Source organism: Flavobacterium frigoris PS1 (genome assembly GCF_000252125.1).
Classification (GTDB): Bacteria; Bacteroidota; Bacteroidia; order Flavobacteriales; family Flavobacteriaceae; genus Flavobacterium; species Flavobacterium frigoris_A.
In genome coordinates this window covers 31,933-47,734 of sequence record NZ_AHKF01000022.1, presented here as the reverse complement: position 1 = coordinate 47,734, position 15,802 = coordinate 31,933, and the positions used below count along the sequence as shown (strand labels likewise).

At 34.4% G+C, this 15,802-nt stretch carries 16 protein-coding genes; 4 read left to right on the top strand and 12 right to left on the bottom strand.

The genetic code is table 11. The features are described from left to right. Window positions 1-17 precede the first annotated feature (17 nt). The 4 genes from HJ01_RS14145 to HJ01_RS14130 are packed head-to-tail and all read left to right on the top strand — an operon-like array spanning window position 18 to window position 3,789. Window positions 18-701: a DUF1080 domain-containing protein gene (locus HJ01_RS14145; RefSeq protein WP_007139152.1), complete on the top strand. Its 684-nt coding sequence runs from the start codon at window positions 18-20 to the stop codon at window positions 699-701. A 51-nt stretch (window positions 702-752) separates the two neighbouring features. Next, window positions 753-1,988, top strand: a complete 1,236-nt coding sequence (locus HJ01_RS14140; RefSeq protein WP_040474001.1) for a nucleoside permease — start codon at window positions 753-755, stop codon at window positions 1,986-1,988. 10 nt (window positions 1,989-1,998) lie between these two features. Next, a complete protein-coding gene (locus HJ01_RS14135) occupies window positions 1,999-2,892 on the top strand; it encodes a hydroxypyruvate isomerase family protein (RefSeq protein WP_007139150.1) in 894 nt (297 codons plus the stop codon). Between the two features lie 21 nt (window positions 2,893-2,913). After that, window positions 2,914-3,789: a sugar phosphate isomerase/epimerase family protein gene (locus HJ01_RS14130; protein WP_007139149.1), complete on the top strand. Its 876-nt coding sequence runs from the start codon at window positions 2,914-2,916 to the stop codon at window positions 3,787-3,789. A gap of 55 nt (window positions 3,790-3,844) precedes the next feature. Here the strand turns inward: HJ01_RS14130 and HJ01_RS14125 are convergent, their stop codons facing one another. The 12 genes from HJ01_RS14125 to hisC form a co-directional block, all read right to left on the bottom strand. Then, a complete protein-coding gene (locus HJ01_RS14125; RefSeq protein ID WP_081478719.1) occupies window positions 3,845-4,540 on the bottom strand; it encodes a DUF4240 domain-containing protein in 696 nt (231 codons plus the stop codon). 58 nt (window positions 4,541-4,598) lie between these two features. Further along, window positions 4,599-6,254 (bottom strand): M1 family metallopeptidase, encoded by a 1,656-nt coding sequence (locus HJ01_RS14120; RefSeq protein ID WP_007139147.1) that lies wholly within the window; start codon window positions 6,252-6,254, stop codon window positions 4,599-4,601. A gap of 50 nt (window positions 6,255-6,304) precedes the next feature. Continuing rightward, on the bottom strand, window positions 6,305-7,519 hold the full coding sequence (locus HJ01_RS14115; protein WP_007139146.1) for an acetyl-CoA carboxylase biotin carboxylase subunit family protein: 1,215 nt from the start codon (window positions 7,517-7,519) through the stop codon (window positions 6,305-6,307). Between the two features lie 4 nt (window positions 7,520-7,523). After that, window positions 7,524-8,954, bottom strand: coding sequence for a leucyl aminopeptidase family protein (locus HJ01_RS14110; RefSeq protein ID WP_007139145.1), 1,431 nt, complete (start codon window positions 8,952-8,954; stop codon window positions 7,524-7,526). Next, complete coding sequence (locus tag HJ01_RS14105) at window positions 8,955-10,091, bottom strand: alpha/beta hydrolase (RefSeq protein ID WP_007139144.1); 1,137 nt, start codon at window positions 10,089-10,091, stop codon at window positions 8,955-8,957. A 135-nt stretch (window positions 10,092-10,226) separates the two neighbouring features. After that, on the bottom strand, window positions 10,227-10,826 hold the full coding sequence (hisIE, locus tag HJ01_RS14100; protein WP_007139143.1) for a bifunctional phosphoribosyl-AMP cyclohydrolase/phosphoribosyl-ATP diphosphatase HisIE: 600 nt from the start codon (window positions 10,824-10,826) through the stop codon (window positions 10,227-10,229). A gap of 71 nt (window positions 10,827-10,897) precedes the next feature. Next, window positions 10,898-11,653, bottom strand: coding sequence for an imidazole glycerol phosphate synthase subunit HisF (gene hisF, locus HJ01_RS14095; protein WP_007139142.1), 756 nt, complete (start codon window positions 11,651-11,653; stop codon window positions 10,898-10,900). Window positions 11,654-11,731: 78 nt separating this feature from the next. Then, window positions 11,732-12,460 (bottom strand): 1-(5-phosphoribosyl)-5-[(5-phosphoribosylamino)methylideneamino]imidazole-4-carboxamide isomerase, encoded by a 729-nt coding sequence (hisA, locus tag HJ01_RS14090; protein ID WP_007139141.1) that lies wholly within the window; start codon window positions 12,458-12,460, stop codon window positions 11,732-11,734. Between the two features lie 14 nt (window positions 12,461-12,474). Further along, entirely contained in the window at window positions 12,475-13,056 is a 582-nt protein-coding gene (gene hisH / locus HJ01_RS14085) for an imidazole glycerol phosphate synthase subunit HisH (RefSeq protein ID WP_007139140.1), read from the bottom strand. Window positions 13,057-13,122: 66 nt separating this feature from the next. Beyond that, window positions 13,123-14,259, bottom strand: coding sequence for a bifunctional histidinol-phosphatase/imidazoleglycerol-phosphate dehydratase HisB (hisB, locus tag HJ01_RS14080; protein WP_007139139.1), 1,137 nt, complete (start codon window positions 14,257-14,259; stop codon window positions 13,123-13,125). Window positions 14,260-14,295: 36 nt separating this feature from the next. Continuing rightward, window positions 14,296-14,703 carry a DUF2846 domain-containing protein gene (locus HJ01_RS14075; protein ID WP_157999923.1) on the bottom strand — a complete coding sequence of 136 codons (408 nt, stop codon included), beginning with the start codon at window positions 14,701-14,703 and terminating at the stop codon, window positions 14,296-14,298. A gap of 42 nt (window positions 14,704-14,745) precedes the next feature. Then, window positions 14,746-15,792 carry a histidinol-phosphate transaminase gene (hisC, locus tag HJ01_RS14070; protein WP_007139137.1) on the bottom strand — a complete coding sequence of 349 codons (1,047 nt, stop codon included), beginning with the start codon at window positions 15,790-15,792 and terminating at the stop codon, window positions 14,746-14,748. Between the last annotated feature and the right edge of the window lie 10 nt (window positions 15,793-15,802).

The window sequence follows — 15,802 nt, the reverse complement described above, 5'->3', positions numbered from 1 at the left end:
ATTTTAAAATAAATAAAATGAAACAATTAAATATTACCATAATCCTTCTTCTACTTATGATACCAATTGCCAATGCACAAAGTGAATTCAATAGTCTTTTTGATGGTAAATCCACTAGCGGTTGGCATACGTATGGAAAATCAACAGTAGGAGATGCATGGAAAGTTGAAAATGGTACTTTACATTTTGATCCAACAGCAAAAGAAAACAATCAAGGGGGAGATTTAGTAACCGATAAAGAGTATTCTAATTTTCATCTAAAATTGGATTGGAAAGTAGCAGAAAAATCAAATAGTGGAATAATTTTTTACATCAATGAAGATCCTATCAAATATAGAAATACTTATGAAACAGGTTTGGAAATGCAAGTTTTAGATAATGATGGTCATCCTGATGGGAAAATAGATAAGCATCGCGCAGGAAACTTGTATGATTTAATAAAAGGTGATGTAGAGCCTGTTAAAGCTGTTGGTGAATGGAACACTGCTGAAATCATTAGTAATAAAGGACAGCTAACTTTTATTTTAAATGGAATTGTAGTTGTAAAAACGACTCTTTGGGACAATGACTGGAAAGATTTAGTAGCAGGAAGTAAGTTTACTGCTTGGAAAGATTTTGGCACTTTTAAGAAAGGAAAAATTGCCTTGCAAGATCATGGAGATAATGTTTGGTATAGAAACATATCCATCAAGGAATTATAATCAAATTAAAGCAAATTATTAAAATGAATACATTAACTAACCAAAACAACAATGAATAGCAGCGTCCGTATTAAATTATCTATAATGATGTTCCTAGAATTCTTTATCTGGGGAGCATGGTTTGTTACTCTGGGAACTTATTTATCAATAAATTTAAAAGCTTCAGGTTCAGAAACAGCAGCTGTTTTCTCAACTCAGTCGTGGGGTGCTATAATTGCTCCATTTATAATTGGATTAATAGCCGACCGATATTTTAATGCTGAAAAAATATTAGGCATTCTACATATAGCAGGAGCTTTATTGATGTATCAAATGTATCATTCTCAGGAAGTAGGTATGTTTTACACCTATGTTTTAGGCTATATGATTTTATACATGCCTACTTTGGCATTGGTAAATTCGGTAGCTTTTAATCAAATGAAAGATCCTGAAAAAGAATTTCCAAATATCAGAGTTTGGGGAACTATTGGTTGGATATTAGCAGGACTATCTATCAGTTATCTTTTCAATTGGGACTCTTCAGAAGGAGTTACCCAAGGACTATTAAAAAATACTTTTCTATTATCAGGAATTGCGGCATTAATACTAGGAATTTTTAGTTTTATTTTACCAAAAACACCACCCAAAATAGTTTCAAATGAAAAAATTAGAGTTGGTGATTTACTAGGGCTTGATGCTTTAAAATTATTAAAGGATAAAAACTTTGCGATATTTTTTATCTCATCAATTCTTATTTGTATCCCCCTAGCCTTCTATTATCAAAATGCACATCCCTTTCTAACAAGTGCTGGAATTGAAAATCCAACTGGTAAAATGGCTATTGGACAAATTTCGGAAGCTTTATTCTTACTACTAATCCCTGTATTTTTTGTTCGTTACGGATTCAAAAAAACAATTTTAGTAGGTATGTTGGCATGGGCAATTCGTTATGCTTTGTTCGCCTATGGAAATGGTGGGGATTTAAGCTTTATGCTTATAATTGGTATTGCATTACACGGAATTTGTTATGATTTCTTTTTTGTTTCAGGACAAATATATACTAACTCAAAAGCGGGTGAAAAATATAAAAGTGCTGCTCAAGGCCTAATTACATTAGCTACTTACGGTGTTGGGATGTTAATTGGTTTTGCTGTCGCAGGCTGGATTACGGATAATTATAAAATGCTTGACGGTACTATTAACTGGCAAATGGTTTGGATTATTCCGGCAGGGATAGCATTCGCAGTGTTTTTATTATTTGCATTATTATTTGATTCGAAAAAAGAAAAAGAAATTCAAGCTATTTAAAACCACAACTATGAGTTTAAACTTAAGCAGAAGGTCCGTTTTGAAAGGGATACTAGCAGGGACAGTAACAATGGGAATCCCCATGCGTTTCTCTGATTTTGCATCGACTGTAAACGAAGAGGAATCAGCTTTAGATATTTTAAAAGGCAATATTAATCACTCTGTTGCGCGCTGGTGTTTCAATGATATAGACTTGGATACTCTTTGCAAAGAAGCTCAAAAAATCGGAATCAAGGGAATTGATTTGGTTGGGCCTAAAGAATGGCCTATCCTAAAAAAATATGGCTTAGACTCCCCCATGTGCAATGGAGCTGAAATTAATTTGGTTGACGGCTTTAATGATATTCAATTTCATGATACATTAATTAAAAACTATACTGAAATGATTCCTATGGTCGCTAATGCAGGTTTTAAAAACCTTATTTGCTTTAGCGGAAATAAAAGAAATAAAACAGACGAAGAAGGTCTACACAATTGTGTTATTAGCTTACAAAAATTGATTCCTCTTGCAGAAAAGCATGGAGTCATTTTAGTCATGGAATTATTGAATAGTAAAATAAACCACCCTGATTATCAATGTGATACTACTGCTTGGGGAGTAAAATTAGCAAAACGATTGAATTCAGAACATTTTAAACTATTGTATGATATTTACCACATGCAAATTGATGAAGGTGATGTAATTAGAACTATTAGAGACAATCATAATTATATAGGGCATTACCATACAGCAGGTGTTCCAGGGAGAAATGAAATTGATGATACACAAGAATTAAATTACAGTGCTATAATGAAAGTTATTCATGAAACTGGATTCAAAGGCTATGTTGCCCAAGAGTTTATTCCTACAAATTTGAACAAGCTTGAATCCTTGAAAAAGGCTATCGCAATTTGTGATATTTAACGATTATAAAAAATAGAACTCATGATAAAAAGAAGAGACTTTTTAATAAGTACCGGATTAGCTCTAGGTGCATTGGCCATTGCTCCTTCCTTTGCATTTGCTGCAAAAAAGAAATCCATTGGAATTCAATTATGGACATTGAGAGACACTTTACCAAAAGATGTCAAAGGTGTATTAGAACTTGTGCGAAAAGCAGGTTTCAATGAAGTAGAAACTTTTGGCTATTCAGTAGATAAAGGTTTCTTTGGCACTTCGGTAACTGATTTTAAATCAATCCTAGATGATAATGGATTAAAAGCCACAAGTAATCATTTTGATTTTAATTTGATGATTAAAAACGGTTCTACGGATCTTGTACAAAACTATATAGAAACTGCAAATCAGTTAGGAAGTAACTATATAACAGTGCCTTATATCGTTTCAGAATTACGTGGTACGACTGCTGATGATTATAAAAAGTTAGCGTTACATATAAATAAAGTGGGTGAGCTTTGTAAAGCTGGAGGTTTAAAATTAGCTTATCACAATCATGATTTTGAATTCACAAAATTTGGATCTACCAATGGGTATGAAATTTTATTAAATGAAACAGATAAAAATTTAGTTGATTTTGAAATGGATTTATACTGGGTAGTTCGTGCAGGGCATGATCCATTGGAATTATTCAAAGAACATCCAGGACGTTTTAAAATGTGGCATGTTAAAGACATGGATAAAGTAAATCCTGATTTTAATGCCCAAATTGGAACTGGCACAATAGACTTTAAAGCTATTTTTGCACAAGCTGAACTTTCAGGAATGAAACGCTTCTTTTTAGAACATGAAAGCAACTACATTCCTAATCCAATTGAATCCGCAGCTGCAAGTTATAATTACATTAAGAACAACTTAATATAATATTTATAAAAAAAAGGGGATACTTATTAAGTATCCCCTTTTTTTTATAAATGTTTTATTTCCAAAGATTTTTAAATAAATTCGGGCATATTTTCTCCATAGTTTGTGGCTCATCTACATTCCAATTGAATTTTAGTAACGGATAATTCTCATCATTAGTCACAAATTTGTCGTAATCAATAAAAGAGTACAAATCTTCGCCAGTAGTATTCTTGAATGCATTCATCGCCACATACCAAAAACCTTCAAACTCATATGATTCTTTACCTTCAACAACTTGGTTAATTAAACTATCAGGTTTAGCTTTTACATTATAGAACAGTTCTTTTCCTTGTGAGATTAACCAACATCTAAAATATTCAAATCCACCATCTGAACAGCCACCACTAACAATATAAGCCGCACACCATAATTCAGGATTATAGGAGTCAAAAAGAAGTTTATCTGTTCTTAAACGAAATCCAATCATTTCTGCTGGAGTAAGCTTTTCAATTTCAGCAATTAAAAAGAGTTCTTGATCTTCCTGATTGTCCGCTCCCATTATTGACTTCTCAATTATAGACCAATACATCTCTTCGTCTAGCATTTCGCTCGATTTTGAGAACATCAATGAATCAAATGTAGCTGCCGTGCTGTCTTCAGGTATTTCATTAGTATTTGTCCACTCTCCAGTATTTGAAGTGTTATTTTGACCAAAAGTAACTATACTTAAAAACAAAAAAGAAAACAGAAAAGTGTATTTATTTCTCATAAAACTGATGGAATACAATTCTTCATTATTTAATATTCCATTGTAAAATTAGCAAATTTTATTCTGTAATATCGAATCCGGCTACATAAAAATTCTTGTCAATTTCTAATTGAGGATTTTCGACAGAGATTATCTGCTGCTCCCAATTAGTTTTTGGTTTTAGCCACATTTCCTTACCGTTGATAGCAACTTTTAACGGCATATTGAAGCCGTATACACTATTAGTCCAACGAAAACCTAAAGTGTTACCTTTAAAATAATACTCTAATGTTGGAATCCTAGTGTCTCTTAAATACTGATTAAAAACTGTTGACAAATCGATACCAACTTCTGTAGTCAAATAGTCCTCTATTTGCTTCGTAGTTACGGTTTGATGGTAAAAAGTACTGTTTAACCCTCTTAAAATACTTCTCCATTTTTCATCATCATTTAGAATTTGGCGAATCGTATGCAGCATATTGGCACCTTTGTAGTACATATCACTGGATCCTTCATTATTAACATCATACTGTCCAATAATGGGTTTGTCATTCTGAATATTTTTTCGAATTCCTCTAACATATTCGCTACCGGCTTCTTTTCCGTAGTAATATTCTACAAAAAGACTTTCGGAATAATTGGTAAAGCTTTCATGGATCCACATGTCAGCAATATCTTTATGGGTGATATTGTTAGCAAACCATTCGTGTCCTGATTCATGGATAATTATAAAGTCAAATTTTAGTCCCCAACCTGTGCCACTCAAATCACGACCACGGTATCCGTTCTTGAAACCATTACCATAAGTCACGGAGCTTTGGTGTTCCATCCCTAAATAAGGAGCTTCGACGAGCTTGAAACTATCTTCGTAAAAAGGATAAGGACCAAACCAGTGTTCAAATGCTTTCAACATTCTAGGCACGTCTTTGAATTGTTCTTTGGCTTTCGCCAAATTGTCTTTCAATACATAATAAATACAATCCAAATTCCCTTTTTCGCCTTCGTATTTTTCCGAGAAGGAAACATAGTCACCAATGTTTATATTTATACCGTAATTGTTAATCGGATTAGAGACATACCAATTATAGGTTTTTGTTCCATCCTTTAACTTCTTTACACTTTGCAAACGGCCATTGGATACATCCGTCAAATTCCCGGGTACATTTACGCTAATAAGCATACTTTTGACCTCGTCATACATATGGTCTTTGTTTGGCCACCAAACACTTGCGCCCAGTCCTTGACAAGAAGAAGCTATAAATAGTTTACCATTACCGTCTTTTTTCCAAGTAATCCCTCCATCCCAAGGCGGATTAACAGCTACTTTGGGTTTTCCTCCGTAAAAAACAATCAACTCCTTCGTCTTACCCACTGTTTGTGGAGCAAGCAACTCAATAAAAAAGGCATTGCCTTCTCTTGTAAATTTTAAAGCTTTCCCATCCTGAATTACTTTATAAATATCCATGGGTTTTTGCAAATCAATTTGCATGCGATTGTATTCTTGCAGTACTTGATATTTAATAGTGTTAGATCCTGTAATCGTACTATCTGAAGGATTAACTTTTATATCCAAATGATAGTATTTTACATCCCACCAAGCTCTTTCTTTGGTTATACTTCCCCGTAAACTGTCCTGTCTGCTAAAATGTTCAGTATTGCCTTTTAGTAGACCTTGAGCTTTTGTGCTATTTAAAATAAATAATGATATAAAAATAAAACCTAATAATTTCTTCATGAATTTGTAACCTTAAATAATAAATTAATTCTCTAATATAAAACGTTCTACTAATGTAGCTTTGACACCTTCTCTTGCTCCACCACTACCGAATAATCAGCAACTAAACGGTCAACATAATCATTCAGTAACTCTAATATTCTGTCGTTTTTATCTGATTTTACGATTAAGCCCGCATGATATTCCAAAGGAACCGTAAAGCAAACTTCAGGATCTGAAAAAGAGGATAAGTCTGGGTGTTGATATTTAGATAGTGTCAACACTATGCCGGCGTAGCCTTTTTTTACTTTTGGCAAACTGTATTTTTTTCCTTTTACCAAAGCGTCTTCGATCGCTGCCCATTCCTTCCAAAGATTAATATTGGATGCTGCCTCTACCATTTCTGCCAAATGAGCACCACCAACTCGAGACGAAGTTTCCAAAAAGTAAATTTCGCCGTCTTCACTGTTTTTGATAAATTCAGTATGTGCAGCACCGTATTTCAATCCAAAGCCTTTCAACACCTGTTCATTTACCTTTCTTATTGCCTTGTCATCTTCTGAATTATACGGAATACTGGAACTGCGAAACACGCCGCCCGCTTGAGAAATTTCCATCGGCGTAGCCATATATTTTGAAGTCAGGCTAAATATAATTTTGCGATCCAAAATCAAACTGTCACAGTGATAAACATCTCCGGGCTTGAATTGTTCCAGCAAATATTTGAAACGGTTATTTCCCATTTCGTTTATATGCATCCACAAGCTTTCTTTGTCAAATACTTTTATAATTCCCGCGGCCGAAGCTTCAGATCTTGGCTTTAATACCCATGGAGCCGAAACAGTATCAGCAAAAGTATTAATATCATGGTCATTGAATAAAGAACAAAAAGAAGGACTGTTAATACCACAACTTTTAGCTCTCATTCGCATCGCTAATTTATCTCTGAAATAACGACCCGTAGTTTGTCCCATACCGTCAATTCTAAGATTTTCCCTTAGATAAGTGGCTTTTTCCACATCATAATCATCTAATGCTACAATCGCATCGACTTGATTTGATTTCATCAAATTACCGACTCCCAGTAATAAATGCTCCAAATTCCAATCGATATCCTGACCTTGCATGTAAAATATTTCGTCGATAGAATCATGTGGCCATGGCTTATCGCGCAATTTTTCGCTTGTTATAAGGTACACTTTGTTGCCTAAGTTTTTTAAATGAATTAAAAAGTCGGCACCCTTAAAATAATTTGAAATACAAATGAAGGTCTTAGCATTTTTCATAAGCTTATAAGTTTTCGATGAATTTGGTTAATAAATGGACTCCGTATGCTGTGGCATGTTTACTTTTGGCAAATTCATCATCTCCAAAAGCTACTCCTGCAATATCAAGATGTGCCCAGGCTGGGTGTTCTTGAGTAAAGTATTCCAAAAATTTTGCTGCACTTATCGCACCAGCGACAGGTTTTCCGCTATAATTCTTAACGTCCGCAATATCACTTTCAATATCCTGTTTATAAACATCCCAAAGAGGTAATTGCCATAAACGTTCTCCAATGGAGTTGCCCACTTCTTGCAATTTCTTTGACATTGATTCATTATTGGTAAACAAAGCACCGGCTTCATATCCTAAAGTTCCCACACTACTTCCTGTTAACGTGGCAATATCAACTATATATTCTGGTTCGAAGTTCTTAATAAGATACGATAATCCGTCAGCCAAAATAAGACGACCTTCAGCATCAGTATCAATAATCTCAATTGAATTTCCACTGTAACTTTTAATCACATCACTTGGTAGAAACGATTTACTATCTACCGAATTTTCGGCACAGGGAACAATCGCAGTTACTCTTACAGGTAATTGTAAATCAGCTATCAGCTGCATAGCGCCAAATACAGCAGCACCTCCAGCCATATCACATTTCATATGAACCATTCCTGCAGTTTTTATATTTAAACCTCCAGTATCAAAGGTAATTCCCTTTCCTACCAGTCCAATATGTTTTAAAGAAGCAACATCCTCTTTTGGACTATACTTCATAATTACGAATTGTGGTTCATTTTCGCTGCCTTTTCCAACGGCTAGAAAAGCGCCTAAATCTTCTATTTTACATGCCGCCAAGTCCAAAACTTCGACATCGAATCCATATTTATCACCTCTATCCAAAGCCCATTTTGCCATATATTTTGGGGTAACCCTGTTTGGTGGCAAATCAACAAGAGACAAGGTTTCCAGTTGTGCACGTGCAATCTTTATCGCTTTATTTATAGAAGTGCTATGATCTTTCTCCGATAAGATATCCAACTCAAAATTAGCATTCAAAAATGGATGATCTTCTTGTTTTTTAAAATGGCCTAAATTGTAGGTGCCTAAGAGCAATCCGGATATGGCGGCTTCCACTTCCTCAGGACTAAATTCTGAAGGCAGAGACAAAGCCACGCTTTTTGCAAACGTTTCTTTTTCCTTTGATGCTATCCTGCGGAATATCGTTTTTAACGTTTTATAATCTATTGACTTTCCTAAACCTATAAAAATAAAGGTATTGTCATTTTTTTCGACTAGATAATGAGTATCTTTTTTTCCATAAAAAACTTTCGCAGAAACCTCCACATCATCATATTTTATAGGAATCAAATTCTTAGCGCTCGTTTCAAAAACCGGAATTAAAACAGTTCCCGAAAATTCTTTTAAGTTGTCAATTTTTCTTGTTTTCATTTAATTGTTTTTATTGTTAAAAAACAGCCATTCAATTGCTTTAGGGAATTCATCACCCCAATAGGTTTCGTTGTGTTTTCCCTGTTTATTGATGCTTAAATTAATTTTCATTTTATCTTTCACAAATTCACTTGAAAGCATTCGGTTTTTAAAACTTTTCACATGCTCGATCATCGTTTCACTTTCATCACCGCCCGCATACAAATAAATTTTAGTGTCGTCAATACTTTCATCTGCGATTTTAATTTTCAGATCTGGCTTTACCCAAAGTGATGGGGAGAAAATCATTAATTTTCCAAATACGGCTGGGTATCGCAATCCACTAAAAATACTGATTAAGCCTCCCATAGAGCTACCGCCTATTCCTGTATTTTCTCTGTCTTTTTTTGTACGAAAATTGCTGTCAACAAAGGGTTTTAAAGTTTCCGTGACAAAACGGATGTATTTCTTTCCTTGTCCTTTGCCTAAAACTGTTTTACCTACATTATATTCTTTCAAACGATCCTCTTCGGCATGTTCTATTGCAATGACAATGATTTTACCTATTTTGTATTCTGACATTACAGCCAACTTCTTGTCAATTTCCCAATTGCCATATTCAGCACTTTCATTAAATAAATTTTGGGCATCCTGCAAATACATCACAGGATAACGTTCATCAGAGCTATCATAATCATGCGGAAGCAAAGCCCATATTTTGCGCGTTTTATTGAGTTGCGGAATTTCAAAAGCATCAGATATAAGCATCAGCTGCGGCAAAAAACTTTGCCTGAACGGCAACCAGTTTTTTCTCCATCTTGCTACATGTTCTTTCTGAACCCCGGTGTGTTTCATTGTTGATCTGTTTTCAGTACGATTTCCCGCACGGTCAATTTCTACTTCACTCCAATCTCCCTTGGTGAATTTATATAAAAGGTTTTCTGGATAATCAAAATCGTGGGTGAATTTATAGTGATACAAACCCATTCCAACTTTCTCCATCATAAACTCTTTATCCTGAGTAAGCCATTGGTTAAAATTACCAGAAAGATATACTGGACGTGCATCATCTTCATCAGTGGTTAATATGAAATGGAGTCCTGTTTTTATAATAGTATGATTTAAATCTTTAGCAAGCATGTCATTATCAAAATTCATAACCCAATTGTGGTATTTTTTTATATTAATAGTAAATATAAGGGATTGTCTTTTGATAAAAAAGAAAAAAGAAACCCCAACAGCAAATCAATTCACTATTGGGGTTTCCGTAATACGATTAATAACTAAATTTTTCTACTTCTGACGACTTTTTAGTACTTCAACAACATCATCAATTTTGAATCCTTTGGCTTGAAGCAAAATAAGGTAATGAAACAGCAAATCGGCACTTTCACTTAAAAACAAATCATCGTTGTCATCTTTGGCTTCTATAACTACTTCAACAGCTTCCTCACCTACCTTTTGAGCAATTTTGTTCATTCCCAATTTGAAAAGTGAAGCCACATAGCTTTTTTCAGAATCGGCGTTGTTTTTTCGAAGTTCAATAGTATCTTCCAATGCTGAAATAAATCCATAATCTGATTTATTTGACGTTTGCCAGCAAGTGTCCGCACCAGTATGACAAGTAGGTCCCACAGGTTTTGCCTGAATTAACAAGGTATCACCATCACAATCATTTTTAATATCAACCAAGTTCAGAAAATTCCCACTCTCTTCTCCTTTTGTCCAAAGTCTTTGTTTTGAGCGACTGAAAAAAGTTACTTTTTGAGTTTCAATTGTTTTTTGGTACGCTTCCGCATTCATGTAACCCAACATCAAAACTACTTTAGTTTCACTGTCTTGTATAATTGCTGGAATTAATCCGTGTGCGCTTTTTGAAAAATCTATATTCATTTTTTATTATTTTTTGTTTGAAAAATTAAAAGATTATCAGACCTGACTTCTTTTCTCTTTTTTTCTGTATTCTATAATCTCACCTCGATCTTATTGATCTTCAATTCTTGTTTTAAAGCCTTAATTTCAATTTCTTTAAAATGAAATACGCTTGCTGCTAGTGCTGCATCTGCTTTTCCTTCAATAAAACTATCTACAAAATGCTGCATATTTCCCGCACCGCCAGATGCTATTATCGGGATGTTTACTAATGTCGATAATTTAGCCAAAGCGGCATTGGCAAAACCGTTTTTAGTACCGTCATTATCCATCGATGTAAACAAGATTTCTCCTGCCCCTCTCTCAGCTACTTCCACAGCCCAGTCAAAAAGATTTAATTCAGTAGGAACTTTTCCACCTACTAAATGTACCACCCATTCGCCTGCAATCTGTTTTGCATCAATAGCAACAACTACACATTGGCTTCCGAATTTTTGTGCCAAATCATTAATCAACTGCGGATTTTTCACCGCCGATGAGTTGATAGAAACCTTATCAGCACCGTTTTGTAATAAAACAGCAACGTCTTCAACCGATGAAATCCCACCACCAACGGTAAAAGGAATATTTATAGTTGACGCTACTTTCCGAACCAAATCAATCAAGGTTTTCCTTTGCTCTTCAGTAGCTGAAATATCCAAAAACACCAATTCATCAGCGCCTTCATCTGAATATATTTTAGCTAGTTCTACCGGATCACCTGCATCCCGTAAATCTACAAAATTAACACCTTTTACGGTACGACCGTTTTTTATGTCAAGGCAGGGAATTATTCTTTTTGTCAGCATAATTTCTAATTTCAAAATTTGGAAATGGTAGCAATTTGAAAATTAATTATCTCCTCTTCAAATTGTCACATTTTCAAATTATTTACTTTGTAAAATATAATTTTCTAATTGTTTCAAAGATATTCGTCCTTCATAAATTGCTTTTCCAATGATTGTTCCTTCACAACCCAATTCGGCTAATTTAGGCAATTCATCAAAAGTAGAGATTCCACCTGAAGCTACTAATTTAATTCCTTTGGCTTCCGCCAAAATCTTAGCATATAAATCAAAAGAGGGGCCTTCTAGCATTCCGTCTTTTGCAATATCAGTACAAATAACGTACTGAATCCCTTTGGCCTGATAATCTTGAATGAAAGGAACTAAATCCTCTTTAGACTCTTCTAACCAACCAGAGACAGCTACCTTTTCATTATTCGCATCTGCACCAAGGATAATTTTATCAGCACCATACTCAACAATCCATTTTTCGAAAATCGACCTGTTTTTTACAGCAATACTTCCGCCTGTGATTTGATTAGCACCACTTTCAAAAGCAATCTTCAAATCGGCATCAGATTTCAAACCGCCACCAAAATCAATTTTCAAACTCGTTTGGGTCGCAATTTGTTCTAGTATTTTATAGTTAACGATTTGGCTTGATTTGGCCCCGTCTAAATCGACCAAATGTAAATATTCAATTCCGTGTGCTTCAAATGATTTAGCCACTTCTAGTGGGTTTTCATTGTATATAATCTTAGTGTTGTAATCCCCTTTTGATAAACGGACACATTTTCCGTCAATAATATCTATGGCTGGTATAATTCGCATAATTTGTTTCAGGTTTAAAGTTTTAGAAAATTCCCTAGAATCTTCTCTCCCACATCACCACTTTTTTCAGGGTGAAATTGGGTTCCGTAAAAATTGTCTTTTTGTAATGCTGAAGCATATTCTACTTCGTAATTTGTCGTTGCAATGGATTGAGCACAATCTGGAGCATAAAAACTGTGTACCAAATACATATATTCATTTTCAGAAACACCTTTAAATAAATCTGATTTAAGGTTGTAAATATTATTCCAACCCATTTGCGGTACTTTTACTTTTGATGAAAATTTGAGTACATCTACATCAAAAATCCCCAATCCTTTCGTATCTCCTTCTTGAGTGTGATTGCACATTAATTGCATACCCAGACAAATTCCCAAAACAGGTTGTTCTAAGGTTGGAATCAAAGTGTCGAGTCCACTTTCTAAAAGCATCTCCATCGCTGAACTAGCTTCACCTACACCCGGAAAGATCACTTTATCCGCTGCTTTTATCTCGGCTGGATTGTTACTCAAAACCGCTTTATATCCTAATCTTTCGATGGCAAACATAATGCTTTGAATATTTCCTGCTCCGTAATTTATGATTACTATTTTCATTATTTTTTGTTTCAAGTTTAAAGTTTAAAGTTGTTTTGCAGCAATCTGAAACTTTAAACAACTTTTTTAAAGCACCCCTTTAGTACTAGGCAAAATCATCTTTTCGGTATCGCGTTTTACAGCAACCTTGATTGCTTTGGCGAAAGCCTTAAAAATCGCTTCAATTTTATGATGCTCGTTTTGTCCTTCTGCTTTAATATTAATGTTGGCTTTAGCTCCATCAGAAAATGATTTAAAGAAGTGCAAAAACATTTCTGTTGGCATTTTACCTACCATTTCTCGTTTGAATTCGGTTTCCCATACTAACCAATTTCTTCCTCCAAAATCAATGGCTACTTGCGCTAAGCAATCATCCATTGGTAAACAAAAACCATATCGCTCAATCCCTAACTTATTTCCTAATGCTTTCGCAAAAACCTCACCCAAAGCAATAGCAGTATCCTCAATAGTGTGGTGCTCATCTACTTCTAAATCTCCTTTGACAATAATTTCTAAGTCCATTTGTCCGTGACGCGCAATTTGATCTAACATATGGTCAAAAAAAGCAATTCCAGTTTCGATTTTACTTTTTCCTGTTCCGTCGAGATTCAAATTGATATAAATGTCGGTTTCATTTGTCTTTCTTGAAATAGTTGCTGAACGTGCTTCGAGTTTAAGAAACTCATAAATTACTTTCCAATCTGTACTTTGAAGAGTAATTACTGAATCTAATTCTTCTCTTTTAGCTGAAATTTCAGTACTTCCCGCACCGTCAGTAGTATTCATAAAAATTGCTTGTGCCCCTAGGTTTTTGGCAAGCTCCACATCTGTCAAACGGTCTCCTAAAACAAAGGAGTTCGCCAAATCATAAGCTGGATTATTGATGTACTTTGTTAACATTCCGGTTCTAGGTTTGCGTGTAGGTGCATTGTCTTCAGGGAAAGAACGGTCTACAAAAATATCATCAAATAAAACACCTTCGTTTTCAAAAGCTCTTAAAATGAAATTTTGTGTTGGCCAAAACGTATCTTCAGGAAAACTTGCTGTTCCCAAACCATCTTGATTGGTTACCATTACCAATTCATAATCCAATTCATTGGCAATTTTAGCTAAATATTGAAATGATTTTGGGTAAAATTCTAATTTGTCTAGGCTGTCTAATTGGTATCCTTCTGGTTCTAAAACGATCGTTCCGTCACGGTCGATAAAAAGTACTTTTTTCATTTTATATCTATTTATTAAAAATGCTTTTTTATAATATTATAAACATTTTGTATCCTCTTCCATTTTTGCAATCTTTTGTGTGGCGGTATTTTCAGTTACTTCCTCACAGTAAATATTATTAACAAATACCCCCGTTTCAAACACAAGTTGTACATAAGTAATTTTTCCTGATTCTACTTGAACTTCAAATTTTTCTGCTTTTTCTTTTGATACTTTTCCTCCAAATTGTACAGAACACTCATGTTTACCTACAGGAACTTCATGAACAGAATATTTCTTATTATTCAATTTACAAACAAATTCTCCGTCTATAAATGTTTTAAATGCTGCTGCAGATCCAGCAAAACCTGTGGAACGTAGAAAATAAATTTTTCCAGTCTCCGTATTTTCCTTGTCTTGTGCTTTCACTAAAGAATTAAAACTTAATGAAATTAAAAGTGTCATGATCAATTTTCTATACATCTTTCTTTTAGTTAAAATTTATAATTAGCTAATTGCTAATAATGCCTCCATTAATTTTTTATTTTCTTCCGCTGTTCCAATAGTCAATCGCAAGGTATTTTCGCACAATGCTTGCGTAGTCCTGTTTCTAATAACAATTCCTTTAGCAATTAATTCATTGTATCTTTTGCTAGCATCATCCACTTTTATCAGCACAAAATTAGCTTCAGTGGGATAAATTATGGACACAAATTTAACTTCTTGTAAAACTTTAAGTAAATCCTCTCTTTGTGTTATAATTGAGTCAATTTCGAGTTGGATATTTTCTTTGTCTGCTAATCTTTCCAAAGCCCTTTTTTGAGTCAGTTCATTAACGTTATAAGGTGGCTTTATTTTATTCAAAACACCAATTACCGCAGCAGATGCATAACAAATCCCTAAACGAATTCCTGCCAAGCCATAGGCTTTTGACAAGGTTTGTGTAATTATCAAATTAGGATATTCGTCAAGTTCATTTAACCAACTTTGCTTCTGCGAAAAATCGATATAAGCTTCATCAATAACTATCAATCCCTTAAAATTTTGCAATAAAGTTACCACACTTTCATCCGAAAAAGTGTTCCCGGTAGGGTTGTTTGGCGAACATAAAAAGATCATTTTAGTATTGTCATCGACAGCATCCAAAATAGCATCAATTTCCGGTTGAAAATCTGTAGAAAGCAGCACCTCTCTATTCGCTACTGCATTAATATTTGCCAAAACTCCGTACATCCCATAAGTGGGTGGCAAAGTGATTACATTATCCACATTTGGTTCGCAAAAAGCTCTGAACAATAGATCTAGTACTTCATCACTACCGTTTCCAAGCAAGATTTGATTAGTTTGCAGGTTTCTTTGTTTTGACAAAACTGCCTTCACGCTGCTTTGCTGTGGATCTGGATAACGATTTACCCCACTTTGATACGGGTTTTCATTGGCATCCAAAAAAATCATTTGAGCCACATCAAAATCCTTAAATTCATCTCGTGCCGATGAATACGGCTTCATGGTTTTGACGTTCTCACGAACTAAATTATTTAAATCGAAATTCATCTTTTTTTAT